The following is a 20,495-nucleotide window of genomic DNA, read 5'->3' as shown; positions in this document are numbered from 1 at the left end:
ACCGCCCCTTCGTTCGTTCGATGCTTGCCGCGTTCAGGCGTAGCGGACGGTCGTCGTCACCGCCGAGCGGCGCCGGCGCATCGCGCCGCCGACCGCGCCGATGCCGAGCATCATCATCGCCCAGCTAGCGGGTTCCGGCACTGCACCGGCGGCATTCGGCGTATAGTCATAGGTGATCTTGGCCCAGCCGCCGATCTGGGTATCCATGTCGAGCGTGCCGTTGATGCCGAGCATGCCGAACAGGCTGGTCGAGACGAAGGTGAAGGCGAGCGGATCCGAACCGACGAACGCGCTCAGGTTCGACGTCAGCGTCTCGCTGTCGCTATTGGTCGCGTCATAGCTCAGGCCTACCGAGTTGTGACGCGGCACATGCACCAGATCGAGCCCGATACCGAGGCCCTGCATGAAGTTGAAGCCGTTGCCGGTCAGACCCGCGATCGCGCCCGTCGAGAGCAGATAGTTGCGCGGCAGGACGATCGAGTTGTTCGTAAGCGTACCGGACGCATCGAGAACCGACGAGAACATCAGCGTGACGCTGTTGAGCGTGCCGAGCGTCGAATCGAACTTGTCGAAGTTCACCGTCGCCACCTTGGGCGCGCTGCTCGTGACCGTAGCGGTCTGGACATAATTGTCCGCGCTGGCGGGGGCGGCAATGGCGCACGCCGCGACGGCGGCGAGAAGGAACATCTTCATATGGCTTGCATCCTGCTGAACTGAACAATTCCGTGACTGACGCAAGGCATTGCCCGCCGCAACGGGCTCGAACATGAAAAACATCCGTTAACCATAGAAAATCGCCAGGCGATTTCCCGCGCGATCGTTAATGTATCGAAATGGGGCGGCGCGCATCGGCATCCGATGCGGAATCAGGTGCCGCGACATCGTTCGTATTCGATGCTGGTCGGGAATTTCGATCGGAGGCGAATCGTCGGCAGATGCGGCAAAGCTTGTCCATACGCGATTCAATCGCTAGCACGCCCGGCGTCGGGGAGTGGCGCAGCCTGGTAGCGCATCTGGTTTGGGACCAGAGGGTCGCAGGTTCGAATCCTGTCTCCCCGACCATTCAGTCAGGATCGGCCTCCAGCGGCGCACGCGCCGGCAGCGGATCGGGCCGCCCGTTCAGCGCGCGGGCCAGTGCCTCCCGGTCGAGCGCGCCTTCCCAGCGGGCCACGACCAATGTCGCCACGGCATTGCCGACGAAATTGGTGAGACTCCGGCATTCGCTCATGAAGCGGTCGACGCCCAGGATCAGCGCCATGCCCGCCACCGGCACCTTGGGGACGATCGCCAGTGTCGCAGCGAGGGTGATGAACCCCGCACCGGTCACGCCCGCCGCGCCCTTGCTGCTCAGCATCGCAACCGCCAGCAACCCGATCTGCTCGCCCAGCGTCAGCTCGACGCCCGTCGCCTGCGCAATGAACAGCGCCGCCAGCGTCATGTAGATATTGGTGCCGTCGAGGTTGAACGAATAGCCCGCGGGTACGACCACACCCACGACTTCCTTGGCGGCGCCCGCGCGCTGCAGCTTCTCGATCAGCGCGGGCAGGGCCGCCTCGGACGAGGACGTGCCGAGCACCAGCAGCAATTCCGCCTTCAGATAGCGCAGCAGTTTGAGGATCGAGAATCCGGTAAGCGCAGCGACCGTCCCGAGCACCATCAGCACGAAAATCAGCGAAGTGAGGTAGAAGGTCCCGACCAGCGCGCCGAGGCTCCACAGCGTCCCCAGGCCATATTTGCCGATCGTGAACGCCATCGCCCCGAACGCGCCCGCCGGCGCTGCCCACATCACGATGCCGACCAGGCGGAATACCACCAGCGAGAGCCGCTCGAGCAGATCGGTCACGGGCCGCGCCGGTTCGCCGACCAGGGCAAGTGCGACGCCGAACAGCACGGCGACGAACAGGACTTGCAGGATCGATCCGCTAGTGAAGGCCGAAACCAAGGTCGTGGGGATGATCGCCACGAGGAAGCCGGTGACGCTCGTCTCGTGCGCCTTTTCCTCGAAACCGTGGACCGCCGCCGCGTTGAGCGTGCGCGGATCGATATGCATGCCCGCGCCGGGCTGGACGATATGCGAGACGACCAGCCCGACGATCAACGCCAGTGTCGAGAAGAACAGGAAATAGGCGAACGCCTTGATCGCGACGCGGCCGAGCGAGCCCAGCCCATGCGATCCGGCGATCCCCGTCACCACGGTCAGGAAGATCACCGGCGGGATGATCATCTTCACCAGCGCGATGAACGCCTCGCCCAGCGGCTGCAGGCTCGCGCCGATGCCGGGCTGGAAATAGCCGAGCGCCACGCCGGCGACGATCGCGACGAGCACCCAGAAGTAAAGCAGGTGCCAGAAGCGCGGCCGCTCCGTTGTCGCGTGTCCCTGTTTGGGTACCATGCTCATCCCCCGCTGGCCTACCCGTTGGCGCCCCAAAGGAAAAGGGCGCCCCGTGAGGGACGCCCTTCCTATCCTCAGCTTCCAGCCGTCAGGCGGCTGGTGGCCAAATCAGTTCTTGTTGGCCTGCGCAGCGTCGGCAGCGTTCTCTTCCACCGCGGCAGCGTTGTCGAGGACGTTCTCGGCAACGGCGTTGGTGGTGTTGTCAGCGGCTTCCTCGTACATCGACGCGTTCGCTTCGTGCGACGCTTCGGCGTTCTCAGCTGCCGTGTTGGTGGTGCCGCCCTCGCAAGCCGCAAGCGACATCAGGCCGGCAGCAGCAGCAACGATGAGGATCTTCTTCATATTGGTGCTCCTAGTGGAACTCAAACGTTTCGCATCCGGCCCGAATGCCATCGCGAAGCCGTTGAAATAACGGTCGTTGCGGTTGCGTCAATCGCAAATTCACCGCATCGCAAAACTATCGCCTTTTTTCTGCCCGGATGTTGCCATCCGACCGCCGCCAAATCCCTCAGCAACGATTTGGTTCCAATCGCCGCCAAGATATTGAGATCACTCGCCCTGATGCGCCGGCACCGGGCCGATATCTTCGGGCGCATTGGCGACGATCGCGAGCATTGTCGCCCAGGCTGCCACATTTTGACGCAATTGCGCTGGATCGATTTTGTCGAGCGTGTCGTCGGGCGTGTGGTGATAATCGAAATAGCGCAGCCCCGATTGCGACAAATCGACTCCGCCCACGCCGGTCTGGATCACCGGGCCCACATCGGTGCCGCCATGCGCCGCGCCGCGCCCGCGCGAAATGCCCAGCGGAGCGAGGGCTGCCGCCAGCCGGTCGGCGATGGGCTTGGCCGCGTCGGGCAGGCTGGTCTCGAACTTCCAGACGCGGTCAGCACCGAAATCGGATTCCATCGCGAGCACGTGGCGCTCGTTGGCGTGCGCCTTGGCATAGGCCTCGCCGCCGAAGCCGCCTGGCTCCTCCGCGCCGAACCAGACAACGCGGATCGTCCGCCTGGGCTGCCCGGCGGCGCGCACGCGCATCGCCGCGGCGGTCGTGATCGCCACGCCTGCGCCGTCGTCGATCGCGCCGGTGCCCAGGTCCCAGCTGTCCAGATGACCGCCAATCAGCACGATGCCTGCGCTCGGATCGCTGCCCGGCACATCGGCGATGACGTTGCCCGACTCCGCCTGGCCCTTGAACTGCGGCGTCACCAGCAGCTTGAGCCGCACAGGGCCGCGCTTGAGCAGCCGTTCGAGCTGCTCGGCATCGGGAAGGGAGAGCGCCGCGGCTGCGATCGGCTTCACGCCATCGGCCCAGTTGGTCACGCCGGTATGCGGATTGCGGTGATAGTCGGTGCCGATCGAGCGGATCAGGATCGCCACCGCGCCCTTGCTTGCCGCAAGGTTCGGCGCCGAACGGCGAACGCCGCCGTAATAGCCATATTGCGAACCGTCCTGCGTGGCGGTCATCGCGTGGCTGACGAACGCGATCTTGCCCTTCAGGCTGCCCGCGGGCGCCGCCTGCAGGTCGGCCAGCGTGGGGAAATAGGCGACTTCGGCATCGACCCCGGCGGGCCCGGTGGTGCCCGAATTGCCCAGCGCGGCGATCGTCAGCTTCTGCGCCGACGGGCCGACCACTTCGGCGGTCTCGGCACCGCGCACCCAGAGCGGCATCTTGTAGGTCTCGATATGCACGTTCTGGAAGCCGAGCGCGGTCAGCTTCTTCACCGCCCAGGCGCGTGCCCGCGCTTCCGCATCGGTCGCCGCCAGGCGCTGGCCGACTTCGGTGGTGAGCCCCTCGACAATGTCCCAGGCGGCCGTGTCGTCCTGCAGCGCCGCATCGCGGAGCTTGGCGACGTCGGGCGCGGTCTGGGCCAGGGAGGGGAGGGGAAGGGCGAGGACGGCAACGGCCGCGAGCAGCATGCGCTTGTTCATGGCTGCAGGTGCTAGCCACCCCCGAAACATTTGCCAATCGGGATGACGGTTTCCATATTGTGTCTAGCAACGGTCGCGTTGCCAATCGCCCGGCGCGTCGCTACATGCGCGGCCAAACTTCCCGCATTCAAAATACCGATCGGAGACCGCTACGTGGCCGCCCAATACGCCTTCGTCATGAAGGACATGACCAAGACCTTTCCCGGCGCGCCGAAGCCGGTACTGAGCAATATCAACCTGCAATTCTATCAGGGTGCCAAGATCGGCATCGTCGGCCCCAACGGCGCCGGCAAGTCGACGCTGATGAAGATCATGGCCGGCGTCGACAAGGATTTCACCGGCGAGGCATGGCCCGGCGAGTATATCACCGTCGGCTATCTCGAGCAGGAGCCCCAGCTCGATCCGACCAAGACTGTGCTCGAGAATGTCAAGGAAGGCGCGCGCGCGACCGCCGATCTTGTCGATCGATTCAACGCGATCTCGGCCGAGATGGGCGATCCCAAGGACGACACCGATTTCGACGCGCTGATGGAAGAGATGGGCGATCTCCAGGCCAAGATCGACGCGGTCGACGGCTGGACGCTCGACAACCAGCTCGAAGTCGCGATGGAAGCGCTGCGCTGCCCGCCGTCGGATTGGCCGGTCGCGAACCTGTCGGGCGGTGAAAAGCGTCGCATCGCGCTCACCCGGCTGCTGATCCAGAAGCCCTCGATCCTGCTGCTCGACGAACCGACCAACCATCTCGATGCCGAGAGCGTCGAATGGCTGGAGAACCATCTCAAGGAATATGCCGGCGCGGTGCTGATGATCACCCACGACCGCTATTTCCTCGACAATGTCGTCGGCTGGATCCTCGAGATCGATCGCGGCAAATATTTCCCGTACGAGGGCAATTACTCGACCTATCTCGAGAAGAAGTCCAAGCGCCTCGAGCAGGAAGAGCGCGAGGAATCCGGCCGGGCGAAGGCGATCAAGGACGAGCTGGAGTGGATCCGGCAGGGCGCCAAGGCCCGCCAGACCAAGTCCAAGGCGCGTATCGCCAAGTTCGAGCAGTTGGTCGAAGCGCAGAAGAACCGCTCGCCGGGCAAGGCCCAGATCGTCATCCAGGTGCCCGAGCGCCTGGGCGGCAAGGTGATCGAGGTCGAGAATATCTCCAAGGCCTATGGCGACAAATTGTTGTTCGAGAATCTTTCCTTCACGCTGCCGGCCGGCGGCATCGTCGGCGTGATCGGCCCCAACGGCGCCGGCAAGTCGACCTTGTTCAAGCTCATCATCGGCAGCGAGACGCCGGACACCGGCACGATCGAGAAGGGCACCACGGTGCGCCTCGGCTATGTCGACCAGAGCCGCGATCACCTCGATCCGTCGAAGAACGTCTGGGAGGAAATCTCGGACGGGCTCGATTACATGAAGGTCAACGGCTACGACCAGTCGACCCGCGCTTATGTCGGTGCGTTCAATTTCAAGGGCCAGGACCAGCAGAAGAACGTCGGCAAGCTCTCGGGCGGCGAGCGAAACCGCGTCAACATCGCCAAGATGCTCAAGCGCGGCGGCAACGTTCTGCTGCTCGACGAGCCGACCAACGATCTCGACGTCGAGACTTTGGGCGCGCTGGAGGAAGCGATCGAGAATTTCGCGGGCTGCGCCGTGGTGATCAGCCACGATCGCTTCTTCCTCGATCGTCTCGCCACGCACATCCTCGCCTTCGAGGGCAACAGCCATGTCGAATGGTTCGAGGGGAACTTCGAGGCCTATGAGGAAGACAAGCGTCGTCGCCTGGGCGATGCGGCCGATCGTCCGACCGCGCTGTCGTACAAGAAGCTGACGCGCTGATGACGAACCGGGCGCCTGCCTTCTGATGGCTCGCAAGGCGCCCGGCTTCGGCGATACGCTCGACCAATGGCTGGTCGCCGAGGGTCTGGTGCCGGACGAAGCCGGCCCCGGGGCAATCGCCGATGTAGCGCGGGTGCGTGCGATGCTGATCGCCGCCGCCCGCGAACGCCGGGCGCTCAGTTACTCCGATGCACTCGCCGGGCTGGGCCTGCGTTTCAGCCGCCCGAAGATGCGAGCATATTGCCGCACGCTCGATGCGATCGACGCGGCGGGCGCGGCCGCCGGCGAACCGGGGCTTGCGGTGCTGGTGGTCCGCGAGAGCGACCGGCTGCCGGGGCAGGGGTGGTGGAACGGCACGGCCGAGGCTTACGGCTATAAGGGCGCGTGGACCGGGCCCGACGCTGCCGCGCTGGTGAAGCGGTTGCAGGCCGAGGCGTTCGATTATTGGGCGGCGAAGCACGGCGCGGTCAGCTGAGTTTGTTGGTATCAAGCACCAGCAGCGACCCCGCCGCTTCCAGGATCAGCCGTCGCCGCCGATAGTGTCGAGCTCGGCCAGCCTCTCGTCCGGGAGCTTCAGCGCCGCCACCGCCAGATTCTCGCGCAGATGGCCCACCGACGAGGTACCCGGGATCAACAGGATGTTCGGCGAGCGATGGAGCAGCCAGGCCAGCGCCACCTGCATCGGCGTCGCGCCGAGCTTTGCCGCGACGTCCGACAAAGTCGAGGACTGGAGCGGCGAGAAGCCGCCGAGCGGGAAGAAGGGTACATAGGCGATGCCCTTGGCCGCCAGCGCGTCGATAAACGCATCGTCCTCGCGGTGGGCCAGGTTATACTGGTTTTGCACGCAGACCACCGGAGCGATCCGCAGCGCCTCTTCCAATTGCTTCGGCGTGACGTTGCTGAGTCCCAGATGGCGGATCAGTCCCTGGCGCTGCAGCGCGGCCAGCGCCTCGAACTGCTCCGCAATCGAGCCTTCGCTGGTGCCATGCGTCGTGCCGACGACCCGCAGGTTGACGACATCGAGTGTCTCGACGCCGAGATTGCGCAGATTGTCGTGCACGCCCTGGGTGAGTTCGGCCGGGGACATCGCCGGGATCCATGACGCGTCGGCGCCGCGCACCGCGCCGACCTTGGTCACGATGGTGAGCTTGTCGGGATACGGGGCCAGCGCCTCGCGGATCAGCTGGTTGGTGATGTGCGGGCCGTAGAAGTCGCTGGTGTCGATATGGTCGACGCCGCTGGCCACGGCCTCGCGCAGCACGGCAAGCGCGGCATCGCGATCCCTGGGCGGGCCGAACACGCCGGGTCCGGCCAGCTGCATCGCGCCATAGCCCAGGCGGTGCACGGTGCGATCGCCCAGCGGGAAGATGCCGGCGGCAGTGATATCGGTCATGACGGGTCTCCTTGGGAATGCTGTCCGCAAGATGGAGGTCGCCATCGAGAACGATAAGTCGTAGCAATCGGCACAGGTTGTGTGGAAATACGGACAATGGCGACCGAACTCGATGATCTATCGGCATTCGTTTCGGTGGTCCGCGCGGGCGGCTTCCGTGACGCTGCGCGTGCCGGCGGCGGCTCTGCCTCGGGCATCAGCGAGGCGGTCCGTCGGCTCGAGACGAAGCTGGGCGTGCGGCTGCTCAATCGCACCACCCGCAGCGTTGCGCCGACCGAGGCGGGCACACGGCTGTTCGAGCGGCTCGTGCCTGCGCTGGGCGAAGTCGAGGCCGCGCTCGACATCGTCAACGCCTTTCGCGACCGTCCCGCGGGAACGCTGCGGCTCAACGTGCCCGCCAGCGTGTCGAATCTGGTACTCCCGTCGATCGTCACGCCGTTCCTGAAGGCCTATCCCGAAATCCGGCTGGAAGTGACGGTGGAGGATGGGTTCGTCGATGTGCTGGCGGCGGGATGCGACGCCGGCATCCGCTATGACGAACGCCTCGAACAGGACATGATAGCGGTGCCGATCGGCCCGCGCGTGCAGCGCTTCGCCACCGCCGCTGCGCCCGCCTATCTCGACGCGCACGGCCGCCCACAGCATCCGCGTGACCTGCTCGACCATGCCTGCCTGCGTGGGCGCTTTTCGAGCGGGTCGATGCCAATCTGGGAGTTCGAACGGGAAAGCGAGATCGTACGGATCGATCCCATGGGGCCGTTGATCGTCGAGTCCGGCGCGGCGGTGGACCTGGCGGTAAGCGCCGCGATCGGCGGCCTCGGCGTAATCCATCTCTTCGAGGGCTGGCTGCGTCCGCACATCGACAGCGGCGCGTTGGAGCCGATCCTCGAGCCATGGTGGCAGGAATTCTCGGGGCCGTTCCTTTACTATCCCGGGCGGCGGCATCTGCCGGCGCCGCTGCGCGCCTTTGTCGATTTCATCAAGCGCTGAGACGGAACTCAGAACCGTCGCGCCACGCCCACATAGAGTTCGACATCGGGGCTGGCGGCATTCAACCCGGCGACCGCGCCGGTGTCGAACTGCAATCCCTTTTTCGGCTGCCATGCGAATGACAGGCTCGCCAACTCCTCGGTGCTGTGTCCGTCCGGATCCCTGTCGCGTACCGCCTGGAATTCGAGCGCGCCGCTCAATTTGGAGCTGATCGCCGCGCTCAGCCCTATCGCGCTGCCATAAGCAAGGTGGCGCCCGCGTCGGTCGCTATCGACGGCGGCATCGATCTCGGGGGTCAGGCTGATGCCGAAGACATCATTCAGGCTGTAGCTCAAGGGCAGGATCATGCCAGCCCCCCAATCTCCAGCGCCGATCGTCTCGCCGCCGACCGGCAGCGTCGCGAACGGCATCAGCGCGGCAGCAAATCCGGACCCGTCGGGGTGCGAGACATTCTGCCGGACGGCCAAAGTGACATCACCCACGCCGCTGCTCCGCATGGTCGCTCCGGTCACACGATCCCGGGTGCGCTCCGCGCCGAAGGCGGTCCAGCCGGCCTGGATCTCCATGCTGTCGGTAACGCCGACGCGGACCAGAAGATCGCCCGCCGTCCATGTGTCCGAGCGCGTGGCGCTGTCCTGCGCGCGCGTCCAGTCGAGGCCACCCAGCTCGACGATCGCATGACCCGCATCGACGGTGCATGCCGGCGTATCGAGGCCCGGCCGGTCCGCGCAGAAGGGGCGAAGCTCCTGCGCTTGCGCGGTGCCGATACCTGTCAGTGTCGCCAGGGTCAGCCCAATCAGAAATCTCGACATGCGCCCGTCCCGTCCGTGCGGCTGGCCTTCCGCCGTATTGTGCACGTAAAACACTATGGCGCGGCGCCGCAAGCGGCGATAGGAAAAGCGCCATGCCGATCCTCGCCCTGCTCGCCTTCGCCCAAGCGGCCGTGCCCGTCGTCGACGGGTCGGTGCTCAAGCCTTCTACCACCTGCTACGCGATCATGCGCGGCGATGCGGTGATGGGCGCGACCTTCCAGAAGATCAGTGCCACCACCGCCGACGGCGCGCCCGCCTGGGACGTCGTCGTCCACCAGCGCATCGGCGACGGCAAGTTCGACCTGCGCGACCATTTCCTGCTGCGCCGGTCGGATCTCCGTCCGATTGCGATGGACAGCCGCAAGTCCGGGGTCGAGCATGTCCGCGTCGCCTATGCGGCGGACAAGGCGATCACTACGCGCCCCGGCGCGGAGCCGGTCGAAACCGCGTTCGCTGGCCCGGTCTGGGACGGCAATCTCTGGGGCCTGACCTTCGCCGCCTTGCCGCTCGCCCAGGGCGCGCATTTCGAGCTGCCCTTCTACCAATATGACAAGGGGCTCGGCGACTTCACGCTCGACGTGGTCGGCAGCGAACAGGTGGATGGCCGTGACGCCTGGACGGTCGAAGTGACGACAGGCGACCAGCGCAAGATCCGCTACCAGATCGGCAAGGCCGATCGCGCCGAACTCGGCTATTATGGCGGCGGCTTCGCCCAGAAGCGCGGCGGCGATTGCAGCGCGATCCGGCCGCAATGAGGGCCGTCGCCTTCGCTGCGATTACGCTTTTCCTCGCCACGCCGGCGTCCGCACAGGATTCGCTCGAAACCTATCCCCAGCGAAGCTTTGGTGCCTGGAGCGTCTATGGCTTCCAGGGCGATTGCTGGATGGTCAATGATAGCGTGGGCGGTGCATCGGTGTCGTTCTCGACCAACCCGCGCGACACCGATCTCTATATCGCCGTGGAAAATCCGGCCTGGGGCCATATCGCCGCGGATGCGAGCCTCGAGGTGCGCCTGTCGCTCGCGGGTTCTGACGCGGTCTACGCCGCCACCGGCCTGGCGAGGAGAGGGCGGGGGTTCTCGCTGTTCCTGAAGGGCGCCGGCGATCCGCGCCTCACGCCACTCCGGGCCACGCTTGGTCTGGGCTTTGCGGCGCCGAGGATAGCCCTGGACGTGCCGCTCGCCGATGCCGGCCCGGCGTTCGACTATATGCGCCAGTGCACCGAGGAGATCCGCAAATGACGATGCTGCGTCTCCTGCTCGCGCTCCTGCTGGCCGCCCCGGCGATCGCCCACGCACAACCCGTGCCTGCTTTCGCGTCCTATACCGATGCGTTCGACCGCTTCGCTGCCGAGACTGCCACGACGGGACCGGACGAGCGCGTGAAGCTGTTCCGCGAGCGCTTCAATGCATTGGTCCCCGGCTTCTACGAGCCGCGCTACGGCGCGACCGAAGAGAAGTACAATGCCCGTGTCGCCAAGGCGCTGGCGGATTATCCCGCGACCCGCGACAAGTTCCTCGCGACGGCGCGTGATTTCTCCGCCGCCTATGCCAGCGGCACCGCGCGCTTCCGCCGCTTCTTCCCTGATTACGCCCCAACCATGCCGATCTACCTGCTCCATTCGCTCGGCGAGATGGACGGCGGCACGCGCGAATTGCGCGGCAAGACCGTCGCGGTGTTCGGCGCCGACGTGATTGCGCGCATCCACGATACCGCCACCATCGGCCCGTTCCTCGATCACGAGCTCTTCCATTTCTACCACGCCAGCTATTTCCCCGATTGCGAGGCCTTGTGGTGCTCGCTCTGGCAGGAGGGCCTGGCGGTCTATGTCGCGTCGAAGATGAACCCGGGTGCCGACGATCGCGCACTGCTGCTCACCATCCCGCGGCCGATGCGGGCGGAAGTGGAGCCGCATCTCGCGGGTGCGATCTGCCTAACCCGCGCAAAGTTCGATTCGACTTCGCAGGAGGACGCTGGAGAGTTCTTCATGGGCGGGGCAGGCGGCAAGGTCTTCCCGCCGCGCTTCGGCTATTATGTCGGCTATCGCATCGCCCAGCTGCTCGGCGAGAAGCACACTCTCCAGGAACTGGCGAAGATGCCGCCGGCCCAGGTCCGCAAGGCGATGCTCGACACGATGTCGGCGATCGCCCCGTGCGGCGGCAGCGGCTGAGCCCTACCGCACCCGCTTGACGAAAGCGCCGCCGTCACGCCGGTCGACGACGAAGCCCGGCACCGCCTCGAACAGGTCCGACAGGCGCGCGAAACCGTAATTGCGGGTGTCGAAGCTCGATCGGTTGGCGGCGCGCTGGCCCACTTCGCTCAGGCTCGCAAAGCCCTGCGGGTCGCGCTTGGCGTTCTGATAGGCGTCGATCAGCAGCTTGACGACTTCCTGGTCCACCGCGCCTGGCTTCTCCGCCGCCGCGGCGGTCGCAACGCGCGGCACTTCGGCGGCCTTGGTGGTTTCTAGCGTATCGACATCGATGAAGCGGTTGCACGCCTCGCGGAAACCCTCGGGCGTGGTCGATCGGCCGAAGCCATAGACGACCAGCCCGTCCTGCCGCAGCCGCGTGACCAGCGGCATGAAGTCGCTGTCGGACGACATGATCCCGAACCCGGTGACGCGCCCGCCCGCGAGCAGGTCCATCGCGTCGATCGTCATCTTCATGTCGGTGGCGTTCTTGCCCTTGGTCAGGTCGAACTGCTGCTGCGGCTCGAGCGCGAAGCGCAAGGCGACCTCGGTCCAGCCCTTGAGCGCGGGCTTGCTCCAATTGCCGTAGATGCGCCGGATATTGACCGTGCCCAGATCGGCGAGCGCGGTCAGCACCGGGTCGATCGACGCGGGCGATGCATTGTCCGCGTCGATCAACAGGGCGACGTTGCCGGTGGGCAGGCCGTCGATCACCTCACGCCTTGCTGCGCAGCGCGTCGGCACTCCACGCGCCACCGCCGGCAGCGGCGAGATACAGGAAGATGAAAGTATAGAGCAGAATGGTCTCCCCCTGGTTGACCAGCGGGAAGAACTTCATGCCCACGCCCGCGTGCGCCAGGAAGTAGCCGACTGCGCACATGCCCGACGCGATGAACGCCACCGGCCGGGTGAACAGCCCGAGCACGAGCAACGCGCCTCCGACGAGTTCGATCGTGCCCGCCGTGATCAGAATCGGCGGCAGCGGCGATGGAAAGGGTATCGGCGACGGAGGAAAGCCGAAAAACTTGGACAGGCCATGCTGCATGAACGCAAGTCCGGCGACGATGCGCAGCAGGCTCAGCAGTTGGGACGACCAGCTTGCTGGAATGGGCATGGATATCACTCCTGTTCGAGCACGACTGCCGTGCCGTTTCGAGAGTGGAATATGTTCATGCCCCGGCAGCTTTATCAACCCGGCGAGCTGAAACCGATCGTTTCCGTTCGCGCTAGGCCGTGAAGCGCTTGGTGAAGCCCTTGTGTGCCTTTTCCCCGTCCGCAGGGTAGTTCTCGACATGATCGACGCGTGCCAGTGGCGGACCTACGCGGCATCCCTCGACCAGCGCGTTCAGCGCTTCCTCCTCGCCCGAGACCAATATCTCGACACGCCCATCCCTCACATTGCGCACCCAGCCGGTGAGCCCGGTGCGCTGGGCGGTGCGCACCACCCAGTCGCGATAGCCCACGCCCTGCACGCGTCCAGTCACGTAAATTCGTTGTACTGTCATAGACCCCACGCTTACTCGGCCGGGAACCTCGGCCGACGCTACCTTAGCAGCTTGGCGGGCAAGGGGAGGGGGCGCCCATGCGGTTCGCCGCAGCTAAGGCAAGCTCCGTCGCGTGGCGCTCAGGGATAAGCGACGGCAATCACTTCATATTCGCGCTCGCCCCCCGGCAACGTCACGCGCCGTAGATCTCCCACCGCCGCGCCGCGCAGGGCACGGGCGAATGGTGCGCTCCAGCCGATCAGCCCCTTGCCGGCATCGGTCTCGTCGTCGCCGACCAGGGTGATCGTTCGCTCATTATCGTCTTCGTCGGCAACGGTGACGGTCGCGCCGAAATAGACCCGGCTGCGGTCCTGCTGCTGCGACGGATCGACGACCTTGGCCGCCTTCATCCGCTTCGATAGCCAGCCCAGCCGCCGGTCGATCTCGCGCAGCCGCTTGCGGCCATAGATATAGTCGCCATTCTCGGAGCGGTCGCCATTGCCGGCGGCCCAGGAGATCACCTCGACCAGCTTGGGCCGCTCGTCGCCCAGCAGCGCGTCATATTCGGCCCTGAGCACCGCATAGCCCGCGGGGGTGATATAGTTGGGACGGTCCATGAATTGGGATTAGCCCGCCACGCATCCTTCGTCACCCCGGCCGAAGTGCCGGGGTCCACGGTGCGGCTGGGAGCGCCGTTCGACCCCCCTGCTGCTCGAATGCGGATATGTGGATCCCGGCACTTCGGCCGGGATGATGGATAGAATCAACCGGGCCGGTTCTTGCCCAGATACCAGCTGAGGTTCGCCGGCCCGCGGCTGCGCGCGCGCTCGGGGTTCATCAGGTCGTAGACCACGGCGTTCTCCAGCACGCGCTGGACATAGTTCTTGGTCTCGAAGATCGGGATCTGCTCGACCCATTTGACCATGTCACCGCCCGGCAGGCGCGGATCGCCATTGGCCCGGATCCACTTGTTCACATTGCCCGGCCCGGCATTGTACGCCGCCACCGCCAGCGGATAATTGCCGCCATAATAGGTCAGCATCCGCTGGAGATAGGTCGATCCGAGCTGGATATTGTAGTCGGTATCGGCGTTGAGCGAGCCCGGATTGTAGCTCAGCCCCAACTTGCCCGCAGTCTCGCGCGCCGTGCCCGGCATCAGCTGCATCAGCCCGCGCGCGCCGGCATGGCTCACCGCGTCGCGGTTGAACTGGCTCTCCTGGCGGGCGATCGCGTGGATCATCGACCAATATTCCTGCTGCGTCGCAGGCACCGGCACCGAGGGATAGCCCGCGGCGGTATAGTCGGATAGGCCGTTCTGCAGCGCGCTCCGCCCCACCATCACGCCCAGATCGGGCCGCCCGATCGTGCGGCTCAGCTCGGCGGCCAGGATATGGTCGTTGTCGGTCTTGGCGTCCTGCGCGATCTGGCGGATGAACAGCCCCTGGTCGTCGCGATTGCCCATCGTTCCGAGCAGCTGCGCGGCGCGCACCGTCTCCTTGCGATAAAAGGCGTCGCGCGCCGCCGGATCCGCTGCCTTGCCGCTCAGCGCCGGTCCCTGGAGCGCGCGTCCCAGCCGCTCATTGGCGAGCTGGCCATAATAGAGATCGGGGAAACCCGCCGCGCGGGCGAAATAATATTGGGCGCCGGCCGTATCCCCCGCGGCGTCGGCGGCGCGGCCTGCCCAATAGAGTCCCTTGGACTGGGTCTGGGGCGAGCGCGATCCGCGCGAATAGCGGTCGAACATCGCGATCGCGTCGCGTGGCCGGGAAAGATTGTAATAGGCGGTCTGCCCTGCCAGCCACACCAGGCTGGTATAATCGTCGCGCTCGCCCAGCGGCAGCCCGCTGATGTCGGTGCCCGCGGGGAAGGCGTCATCGACCTGCGAGGCGATCTGATAGGCGAGGCTGTATTGCCCGTCCGCCGCCGCGCCGCGCGCCGCGGCGAGCAGGACTTCATACCATTTCTCACCGTCACCCGGGAAGCCGTTCATCTGGCGCGGTTGTGCGAGATATGCGCGCATCGCCGGGCTCTGGTTGCTGTCGCGCAGCCAGCGCGCGCGATCGGCGATATAACCGGGATCGTTTCGCCCCATCGTCTCGGCGGCCGCCGCCTTGATCGAAAGATCCGCTGACTTGGTCCGGTAAGCGATCCGCGCCTCGAACAGCGCACGCTTCAAGGAGGAGGTGAAGGCAAGCTGGCGCTGCGCCGCGCCGATTGCGCCCTGCCAGAGCAGCATATCCTCGCGCGCGTCATGATCCGCGGTGCCGAGCGCGCTGGAGAAGCTCCCGATCAGCCTGCTCTCGTCGCTGGCCCGGAGCTGCCCGGCCCGCCAGGCGCGCCGCGCCTGCTCGTTCGCTTCGCCCTGCCGCCCCGATGCCGAGAGCGCCTCGGCATAGCGCAACCGTCCGGCCGATGTCAGCGGCGGGAATCGCTCGAAGAAACGGATCACCAGCGCCGGCGCCCAGGTGCCGCTGTCGAGCACCGTTTCCGCTGCGGCGCGCCGACCCGTCTCGCCCGGCCAGCCCGGATGCATCAGCAGGAAATTGGCGTAATCGGAAAAGGCGTAATTGTCCGATTGCCGCAGGCGCGTCCATTCGACCAGCGCATCGGAAAGCGAATTGGTCTGCGCCTGTGCTGCCGGGACGAAGCCGCCCGTCAGTGCAGCGCGATACCCTTGCAACTGCTCCTGCGAGAGTTGCGAGGCCGCGAGCCCGGAGACTCCGGCGAGCAATAACGCGCTCTTTATCACCGATCCCAGCATGCTGGACATGATACGGCATCGGGCACTATCTGCCAGTCCCGATTTTCCCCTGGTAAGTAGAAATCCCCGCCCATGTTCTCAGGCTCCATTCCCGCGCTCGTCACGCCTTTCCGTAACGGCAGCTTCGCGGAGGAAGAATACCGCGCGCTTGTTGAATGGCAGGTTACCGAAGGCTCTGCCGCGCTCGTGCCCTGCGGCACCACCGGCGAGGCAGCGACCATGCCCGCGGAGGAGCATTTCGAAGTTGTTCGCGTCTGCGTCGATCAGGCGAAGGGCAGGGTTCCCGTGCTCGCCGGCGCGGGTTCGAACGACACCGCGGTCGCGATCGAGAATGTGAATGCAGCCAAGGCGGTCGGCGCCGATGCCGCGCTGATGGTGCCGCCTTATTACAACCGCCCAAGCCAGGACGGCATCTTCCGCCATTTCGAAGCGATCGCCGAGGCGACCGACCTGCCGATCGTGCTCTATAATGTCCCCGGCCGCACCGTGACCGACATCCAGCCGGCGACGATGGCGCGGATCGTCAAGGCGTTCCCCGGCACGTTCATCGGCGTCAAGGATGCGACCGGGCAGCTTGGCCGCGTCAGCGAGCAGCGCGCCGGCTGCGGCAGCGATTTCCTCCAGCTCTCGGGCAATGACGAGACCGCGCTCGCGTTCAACGCGATGGGCGGGGTGGGGTGCATCTCGGTCACCGCCAATGTCGCCCCGCGCCTGTGCGCCGAATTCCAGGCCGCCTGGGCGGCGGGCGACCACGCAAAGGCGCTCGAGCTCCAGGATCGACTCTATCCGCTCCACATCGCCATGTTCACCGATGCCTCGCCGGGGCCGGTGAAGTACGCGCTGACCAGGGTCCGCCCCGGCTTCCCGATCGAGCTCCGCCTGCCGATGACCGAACCGGGCGAGGCCAGCCGCAAGGCGGTCGACGCCGCGCTGGCGTATGCGGGGCTGATCTAACCGTTCGTCATCCCGGCGAAGGCCGGGATCCAGAGTCCCAGCGAAACATCCGTTTCTTGTCGCGCGTCCGTCTGCCAAGTTGGGCGCATGGAGCGGACACCCGTCGTCTATATCGTCGCGAGCCAGCGCAACGGCACCATCTACACCGGCATCTACACCGGCGTCACCTCCGACCTGGCAGGCCGCATCTATCAGCATCGGACCGGCATTCCCGAGGGGTTCACCGCGAAGCATCGCTGCAAGATCCTGGTATGGTACGAGGTCCACTCGGAGATGGAGTCGGCCATCGTTCGCGAAAAGCGAATCAAGGAATGGAAAAGGCAGTGGAAACTGCGCTTGATCGAGCAGGAAAACCCGACTTGGCGCGACCTCGCCATTGATCTTGGCTTCGAGCCTCTCGACGTGAATGGTGAGTGATCGCCGCCGGCGCATCTTGCAACTCTGGACCCCGGCCTGCGCCGGGGTGACGGGGTTAAGACAGCACTAGAGTTTCCGCCACTTCCTCCCTACATGCCCACCTCCCATGGCCCGTCCTCGCCCCGCCCCTTTCGATAAGGTAAAGACCGTCGCCGAGAACCGGCGCGCGCGGTTCGATTATTTCATCGAGCAGACCTACGAGGCCGGCCTCGCTTTGACCGGCACCGAGGTGAAGTCGCTGCGCTTCGGAGAGGGCTCGATCGCCGAGGCCTATGCCGAGGTCAACGATACCGGAGTGTGGCTGATCAACGCCAACATCCCCGAATTCAGCCACGGCAACCGATATAATCACGAGCCCAAGCGCCCCCGTAAATTGCTCCTTCATGAGCGCGAGATAAACAAGCTCCACGGCGCCGTTGCCCGTGAGGGCATGACGCTCGTTCCGCTCTCGGTCTATTTCAACGGAAGGGGCCGCGCGAAGGTCGAGTTGGCGCTGGCGAAGGGCAAGAAGACGCATGACAAGCGCGACACGATCAAGGAGCGGGATTGGAAGCGCGAGCAGGGGCGTCTGCTCCGCGACCGCGGCTGACATGCCGAGCCCGGGCCGCCTCCGCCGTCTTGCCGACAAGGCCGTGCCCAGCCGCGAATCGATCGAGGGCAATCGCTGGCTGAAGCCGGTCGCGAACCGGGTGATGCATTCGTCGCTGTGGCGCTTCACCCGCCGCTCGGTCCCGCGCGGCGTCGCGCTCGGCATGGTCACCGGCATCCTCGTTCCGATGGGGCAGATCCCGGCCTCGGCGATCCTCGCATTGCCGCTGCGCGCCAACATCCCCGCCGCCGCTGCGACCACCTTCTTCACCAATCCGCTCACCACGCCACCGCTCTGGGTCGCCGCCTATTGGCTGGGGAGCTGGATGCTCGGCCCGCGCACCGAGCAGGCGCTGGCAAAGGCACAGGCCCATGCACAGCAGGGCTGGGGGGACTGGTTCCTCCACCAGGCCGGCCCCGCCACGCTGACCGGGCTCGTCACGATCACCTTTGTGCTCACGGTCCTGGGCTATTTCGGCACCGCGCTCGCCTGGCGACTGTGGATCACGCACAAGTGGCGCAAGCGCCGCCGGGATCGGGCCGCCCGGGCCAATTGACGACCCGTATTAACGGCGTAAGACGGCGCATCCAAAATCCGTAGGGGATTCCGTCGATGCGCCTTGCCTTGCTCGCCACTACCTTCCTCGCCGCGCCGATGCTGCTTGCCGGCTGTGCCCATGATGCCGCCGTCGAGAGTGCCGCACCGGTGACCGAAGCGACTCCGGTCGCCGAAGCGGCTCCCGCGCCTGCACCCGCCCCCAAGCCGCAGATCGGCGACTATGGTTTCGACGTTGGCGGCATGGACAAGTCGATCGCCGCGGGCGACGATTTCTATAATTACGCGAACGGCACCTGGGCGAAGAACACCCCGATCCCGGCGGACAAGTCGAACTATGGCATGTTCACGGTGCTCGACGACCTTTCGCGCCAGCGCACGCACGACATTCTCGAAGGCGCGAAGGACGACGCCAATTCGAAGATCGGCACTGCCTACGCCACCTATCTCGACACCGCGGCGATCGACGCCAAGGGGCTCGCCCCGATCCAGCCCTGGTTGAACCAGATCAAGGCGGTGAAGGCCAAGTCGGGCCTGCCGGCGCTCTATGCCCAGGCCGATCGCAACGGCGTGCGCGTGCCCTTCGGCGACTATGTCGGCCAGGACGACAAGGAGCCGGAAATCTACGCGCTCAACCTGGCGCAGGCCGGGCTCGGCATGCCCGACCGCGACTATTATCTGTCGAAGGACGCCAAGCTCGTTGAGACCAAGGCGGCGTACCTCAAGCACCTGACCAACCTGCTGACCTTGGCCGGGGAGCCCAATGCCGCCGCCCGCGCCGCCGCGATCCTGGCGTTCGAGACCAAGATCGCCCAGGTCAGCTGGACCCGCGTCGAAAGCCGCGACGCCAACAAGACCTACAACAAGATGACCCTCGCCGAGCTGGCCAAGGCCGCGCCGGGCTTCGACTTCAAGGCCTATCTCGCCGGCATCGGCACGCCGGTCGACTATGTCATCGTCGCCCAGCCGAGCGCGGTCGCCGGCATCGCCAAGCTAGTCCAGACGACGCCGATCGGCGTGCTCAAGGACCAGCTCCTCGTCCGCTCGCTCCACAGCTTCTCGGATGTGCTGCCCAGCGCCTTCGACAAGGAGGATTTCGCGTTCAACGGCACCGTGCTCTCGGGCACGCCCGAGCAGGAAGTGCGCTGGAAGCGCGCGGTCGATTTCACCACGAACGCGCTCTCCGACGATGTCAGCCAGGTCTACGTCGCGAAATATTTCCCGCCGGAGACCAAGGCGGCCGCGGACAAGCTGGTCAAGAACATCATCGCCGCGATGGACGAGCGCATCGACAAGCTCGACTGGATGACGGCCGAGACCAAGGTAAAGGCGCATGCCAAGCTCGCCGCCTTCACGCCCAAGATCGGCTATCCCGATCGTTGGAAGGACTATTCGAGCCTCCAGATCGTCGCCGGCGATGCCTTCGGCAACAATCTGCGCGCCAATCAATGGGCGCATGAGGACAATATCGGCCATCTCGGCAAGCCTCTGCAGCGCTGGGAATGGGGCATGACCCCGATGGAAGTGAACGCCTATGCCAATCCGGGCATGGTCGAGATCGTCTTCCCCGCCGCGATCCTCCAGCCGCCCTTCTTCGATCCGAATGCCGATGCGGCGATCAACTATGGCGGCATCGGCGCGGTGATCGGCCACGAGCTGAGCCATCATTTCGACGATCAGGGCGCCAAGTATGACATGCACGGCCGTCTGACCGACTGGTGGACCCCGGCCGATGTCGCAGCCTTCAAGGCCCGCACCGACGCGCTGGCCGCGCAGTATGACCAGTATGAGCCGCTGCCGGGCATGCACGTCCAGGGCAAGCTGACCCTGGGCGAGAACACCGCGGATCTCGCCGGCCTCACCGTGGCCTATGACGCCTACAAGAAGTCTTTGGGCGGCCACGACGCGCCGGTACTCGACGGCACTTCGGGCGATCAGCGCTTCTATCTCGGCTGGGCACAGGTCTGGCGCCGCAACTATCGCGAGGCGAACCTCCGCCAGCGGTTGCTCACCGATCCGCACTCGCCGTCGCAGCAGCGCGCCTGGGTCGTGCGCAATCTCGATCCCTGGTATTCGGCCTTCGCGCCGGAAGCTTCGACGAAGCTGTTCCTCTCGACCGAGAAGCGCGTCCGCATCTGGTGATCCGCATTTCCCCTTCCGCTCCGGCGGGAGGGGATTCGCTTGACCCGCGCCTGA

At 65.6% G+C, this 20,495-nt stretch carries 22 protein-coding genes and 1 tRNA gene; 12 read left to right on the top strand and 11 right to left on the bottom strand.

Features of this window, described 5'->3' with window-relative positions:
* Positions 1 to 33 precede the first annotated feature (33 nt).
* Positions 34 to 693 carry a choice-of-anchor E domain-containing protein gene (locus IAG41_RS23115; RefSeq protein ID WP_262408456.1) on the bottom strand — a complete coding sequence of 220 codons (660 nt, stop codon included), beginning with the start codon at positions 691 to 693 and terminating at the stop codon, positions 34 to 36.
* 292 nt (positions 694 to 985) lie between these two features.
* On the opposite strand from IAG41_RS23115, the gene IAG41_RS05350 reads away from it, so the two are divergent.
* Positions 986 to 1,062: transfer RNA gene (locus IAG41_RS05350), tRNA-Pro, on the top strand.
* 1 nt (position 1,063) lies between these two features.
* On the opposite strand, the gene IAG41_RS05345 is transcribed toward IAG41_RS05350, so the two are convergent.
* The 3 genes from IAG41_RS05345 to IAG41_RS05335 form a co-directional block, all read right to left on the bottom strand.
* Positions 1,064 to 2,392, bottom strand: coding sequence for a dicarboxylate/amino acid:cation symporter (locus IAG41_RS05345; protein ID WP_262408455.1), 1,329 nt, complete (start codon positions 2,390 to 2,392; stop codon positions 1,064 to 1,066).
* A 108-nt stretch (positions 2,393 to 2,500) separates the two neighbouring features.
* Positions 2,501 to 2,734 carry a hypothetical protein gene (locus IAG41_RS05340; RefSeq protein ID WP_187727491.1) on the bottom strand — a complete coding sequence of 78 codons (234 nt, stop codon included), beginning with the start codon at positions 2,732 to 2,734 and terminating at the stop codon, positions 2,501 to 2,503.
* Between the two features lie 207 nt (positions 2,735 to 2,941).
* Positions 2,942 to 4,324 (bottom strand): M20/M25/M40 family metallo-hydrolase, encoded by a 1,383-nt coding sequence (locus IAG41_RS05335; RefSeq protein WP_187727490.1) that lies wholly within the window; start codon positions 4,322 to 4,324, stop codon positions 2,942 to 2,944.
* A 153-nt stretch (positions 4,325 to 4,477) separates the two neighbouring features.
* On the opposite strand from IAG41_RS05335, the gene ettA reads away from it, so the two are divergent.
* A complete protein-coding gene (gene ettA / locus IAG41_RS05330) occupies positions 4,478 to 6,157 on the top strand; it encodes an energy-dependent translational throttle protein EttA (protein WP_187727489.1) in 1,680 nt (559 codons plus the stop codon).
* Between the two features lie 25 nt (positions 6,158 to 6,182).
* Positions 6,183 to 6,632, top strand: a complete 450-nt coding sequence (locus IAG41_RS05325; protein WP_316251082.1) for a ribose-phosphate pyrophosphokinase — start codon at positions 6,183 to 6,185, stop codon at positions 6,630 to 6,632.
* A 45-nt stretch (positions 6,633 to 6,677) separates the two neighbouring features.
* On the opposite strand, the gene IAG41_RS05320 is transcribed toward IAG41_RS05325, so the two are convergent.
* Positions 6,678 to 7,550: an aldo/keto reductase family oxidoreductase gene (locus tag IAG41_RS05320; RefSeq protein WP_187727488.1), complete on the bottom strand. Its 873-nt coding sequence runs from the start codon at positions 7,548 to 7,550 to the stop codon at positions 6,678 to 6,680.
* Positions 7,551 to 7,646: 96 nt separating this feature from the next.
* On the opposite strand from IAG41_RS05320, the gene IAG41_RS05315 reads away from it, so the two are divergent.
* On the top strand, positions 7,647 to 8,540 hold the full coding sequence (locus IAG41_RS05315) for a LysR family transcriptional regulator (RefSeq protein WP_187727487.1): 894 nt from the start codon (positions 7,647 to 7,649) through the stop codon (positions 8,538 to 8,540).
* Between the two features lie 8 nt (positions 8,541 to 8,548).
* On the opposite strand, the gene IAG41_RS05310 is transcribed toward IAG41_RS05315, so the two are convergent.
* On the bottom strand, positions 8,549 to 9,352 hold the full coding sequence (locus tag IAG41_RS05310; RefSeq protein ID WP_187727486.1) for a transporter: 804 nt from the start codon (positions 9,350 to 9,352) through the stop codon (positions 8,549 to 8,551).
* Between the two features lie 92 nt (positions 9,353 to 9,444).
* On the opposite strand from IAG41_RS05310, the gene IAG41_RS05305 reads away from it, so the two are divergent.
* The 3 genes from IAG41_RS05305 to IAG41_RS05295 are packed head-to-tail and all read left to right on the top strand — an operon-like array spanning position 9,445 to position 11,521.
* Positions 9,445 to 10,107 carry a hypothetical protein gene (locus IAG41_RS05305; RefSeq protein ID WP_187727485.1) on the top strand — a complete coding sequence of 221 codons (663 nt, stop codon included), beginning with the start codon at positions 9,445 to 9,447 and terminating at the stop codon, positions 10,105 to 10,107.
* Positions 10,104 to 10,592, top strand: coding sequence for a hypothetical protein (locus IAG41_RS05300; protein WP_187727484.1), 489 nt, complete (start codon positions 10,104 to 10,106; stop codon positions 10,590 to 10,592). Before IAG41_RS05305 ends, IAG41_RS05300 begins: the two co-directional genes overlap by 4 nt.
* Positions 10,589 to 11,521: a hypothetical protein gene (locus IAG41_RS05295; RefSeq protein WP_187727483.1), complete on the top strand. Its 933-nt coding sequence runs from the start codon at positions 10,589 to 10,591 to the stop codon at positions 11,519 to 11,521. The genes IAG41_RS05300 and IAG41_RS05295 overlap by 4 nt, the downstream gene beginning before the upstream one ends.
* Before the next feature lie 3 nt (positions 11,522 to 11,524).
* On the opposite strand, the gene IAG41_RS05290 is transcribed toward IAG41_RS05295, so the two are convergent.
* The 5 genes from IAG41_RS05290 to IAG41_RS05270 form a co-directional block, all read right to left on the bottom strand.
* Positions 11,525 to 12,253, bottom strand: coding sequence for an NYN domain-containing protein (locus tag IAG41_RS05290; RefSeq protein ID WP_187727892.1), 729 nt, complete (start codon positions 12,251 to 12,253; stop codon positions 11,525 to 11,527).
* A 1-nt stretch (position 12,254) separates the two neighbouring features.
* On the bottom strand, positions 12,255 to 12,653 hold the full coding sequence (locus IAG41_RS05285; RefSeq protein WP_187727482.1) for a DoxX family protein: 399 nt from the start codon (positions 12,651 to 12,653) through the stop codon (positions 12,255 to 12,257).
* A 112-nt stretch (positions 12,654 to 12,765) separates the two neighbouring features.
* Complete coding sequence (locus IAG41_RS05280; protein WP_316251081.1) at positions 12,766 to 13,023, bottom strand: acylphosphatase; 258 nt, start codon at positions 13,021 to 13,023, stop codon at positions 12,766 to 12,768.
* A 140-nt stretch (positions 13,024 to 13,163) separates the two neighbouring features.
* Positions 13,164 to 13,640, bottom strand: a complete 477-nt coding sequence (greB, locus tag IAG41_RS05275) for a transcription elongation factor GreB (protein WP_187727480.1) — start codon at positions 13,638 to 13,640, stop codon at positions 13,164 to 13,166.
* A gap of 146 nt (positions 13,641 to 13,786) precedes the next feature.
* Complete coding sequence (locus IAG41_RS05270) at positions 13,787 to 15,784, bottom strand: lytic transglycosylase domain-containing protein (protein ID WP_187727891.1); 1,998 nt, start codon at positions 15,782 to 15,784, stop codon at positions 13,787 to 13,789.
* A gap of 72 nt (positions 15,785 to 15,856) precedes the next feature.
* On the opposite strand from IAG41_RS05270, the gene dapA reads away from it, so the two are divergent.
* From dapA to IAG41_RS05245, 5 genes are all read left to right on the top strand, one after another.
* Entirely contained in the window at positions 15,857 to 16,738 is an 882-nt protein-coding gene (gene dapA / locus IAG41_RS05265; RefSeq protein WP_187727479.1) for a 4-hydroxy-tetrahydrodipicolinate synthase, read from the top strand.
* A gap of 87 nt (positions 16,739 to 16,825) precedes the next feature.
* Positions 16,826 to 17,155, top strand: a complete 330-nt coding sequence (locus tag IAG41_RS05260) for a GIY-YIG nuclease family protein (RefSeq protein WP_187727478.1) — start codon at positions 16,826 to 16,828, stop codon at positions 17,153 to 17,155.
* A 106-nt stretch (positions 17,156 to 17,261) separates the two neighbouring features.
* Positions 17,262 to 17,744, top strand: a complete 483-nt coding sequence (smpB, locus tag IAG41_RS05255; protein ID WP_187727477.1) for an SsrA-binding protein SmpB — start codon at positions 17,262 to 17,264, stop codon at positions 17,742 to 17,744.
* A 1-nt stretch (position 17,745) separates the two neighbouring features.
* Positions 17,746 to 18,300: a DUF2062 domain-containing protein gene (locus IAG41_RS05250; RefSeq protein ID WP_187727476.1), complete on the top strand. Its 555-nt coding sequence runs from the start codon at positions 17,746 to 17,748 to the stop codon at positions 18,298 to 18,300.
* 98 nt (positions 18,301 to 18,398) lie between these two features.
* Positions 18,399 to 20,441 carry a M13 family metallopeptidase gene (locus tag IAG41_RS05245; protein WP_187727890.1) on the top strand — a complete coding sequence of 681 codons (2,043 nt, stop codon included), beginning with the start codon at positions 18,399 to 18,401 and terminating at the stop codon, positions 20,439 to 20,441.
* Positions 20,442 to 20,495 lie beyond the last annotated feature (54 nt).

This window comes from Sphingomonas sp. JC676 (assembly GCF_014489075.1).
Lineage (GTDB): Bacteria > Pseudomonadota > Alphaproteobacteria > Sphingomonadales > Sphingomonadaceae > Sphingomonas.
Note: the sequence above shows the minus strand (reverse complement) of the source record. Positions and strands in the feature narration are given on the sequence as shown.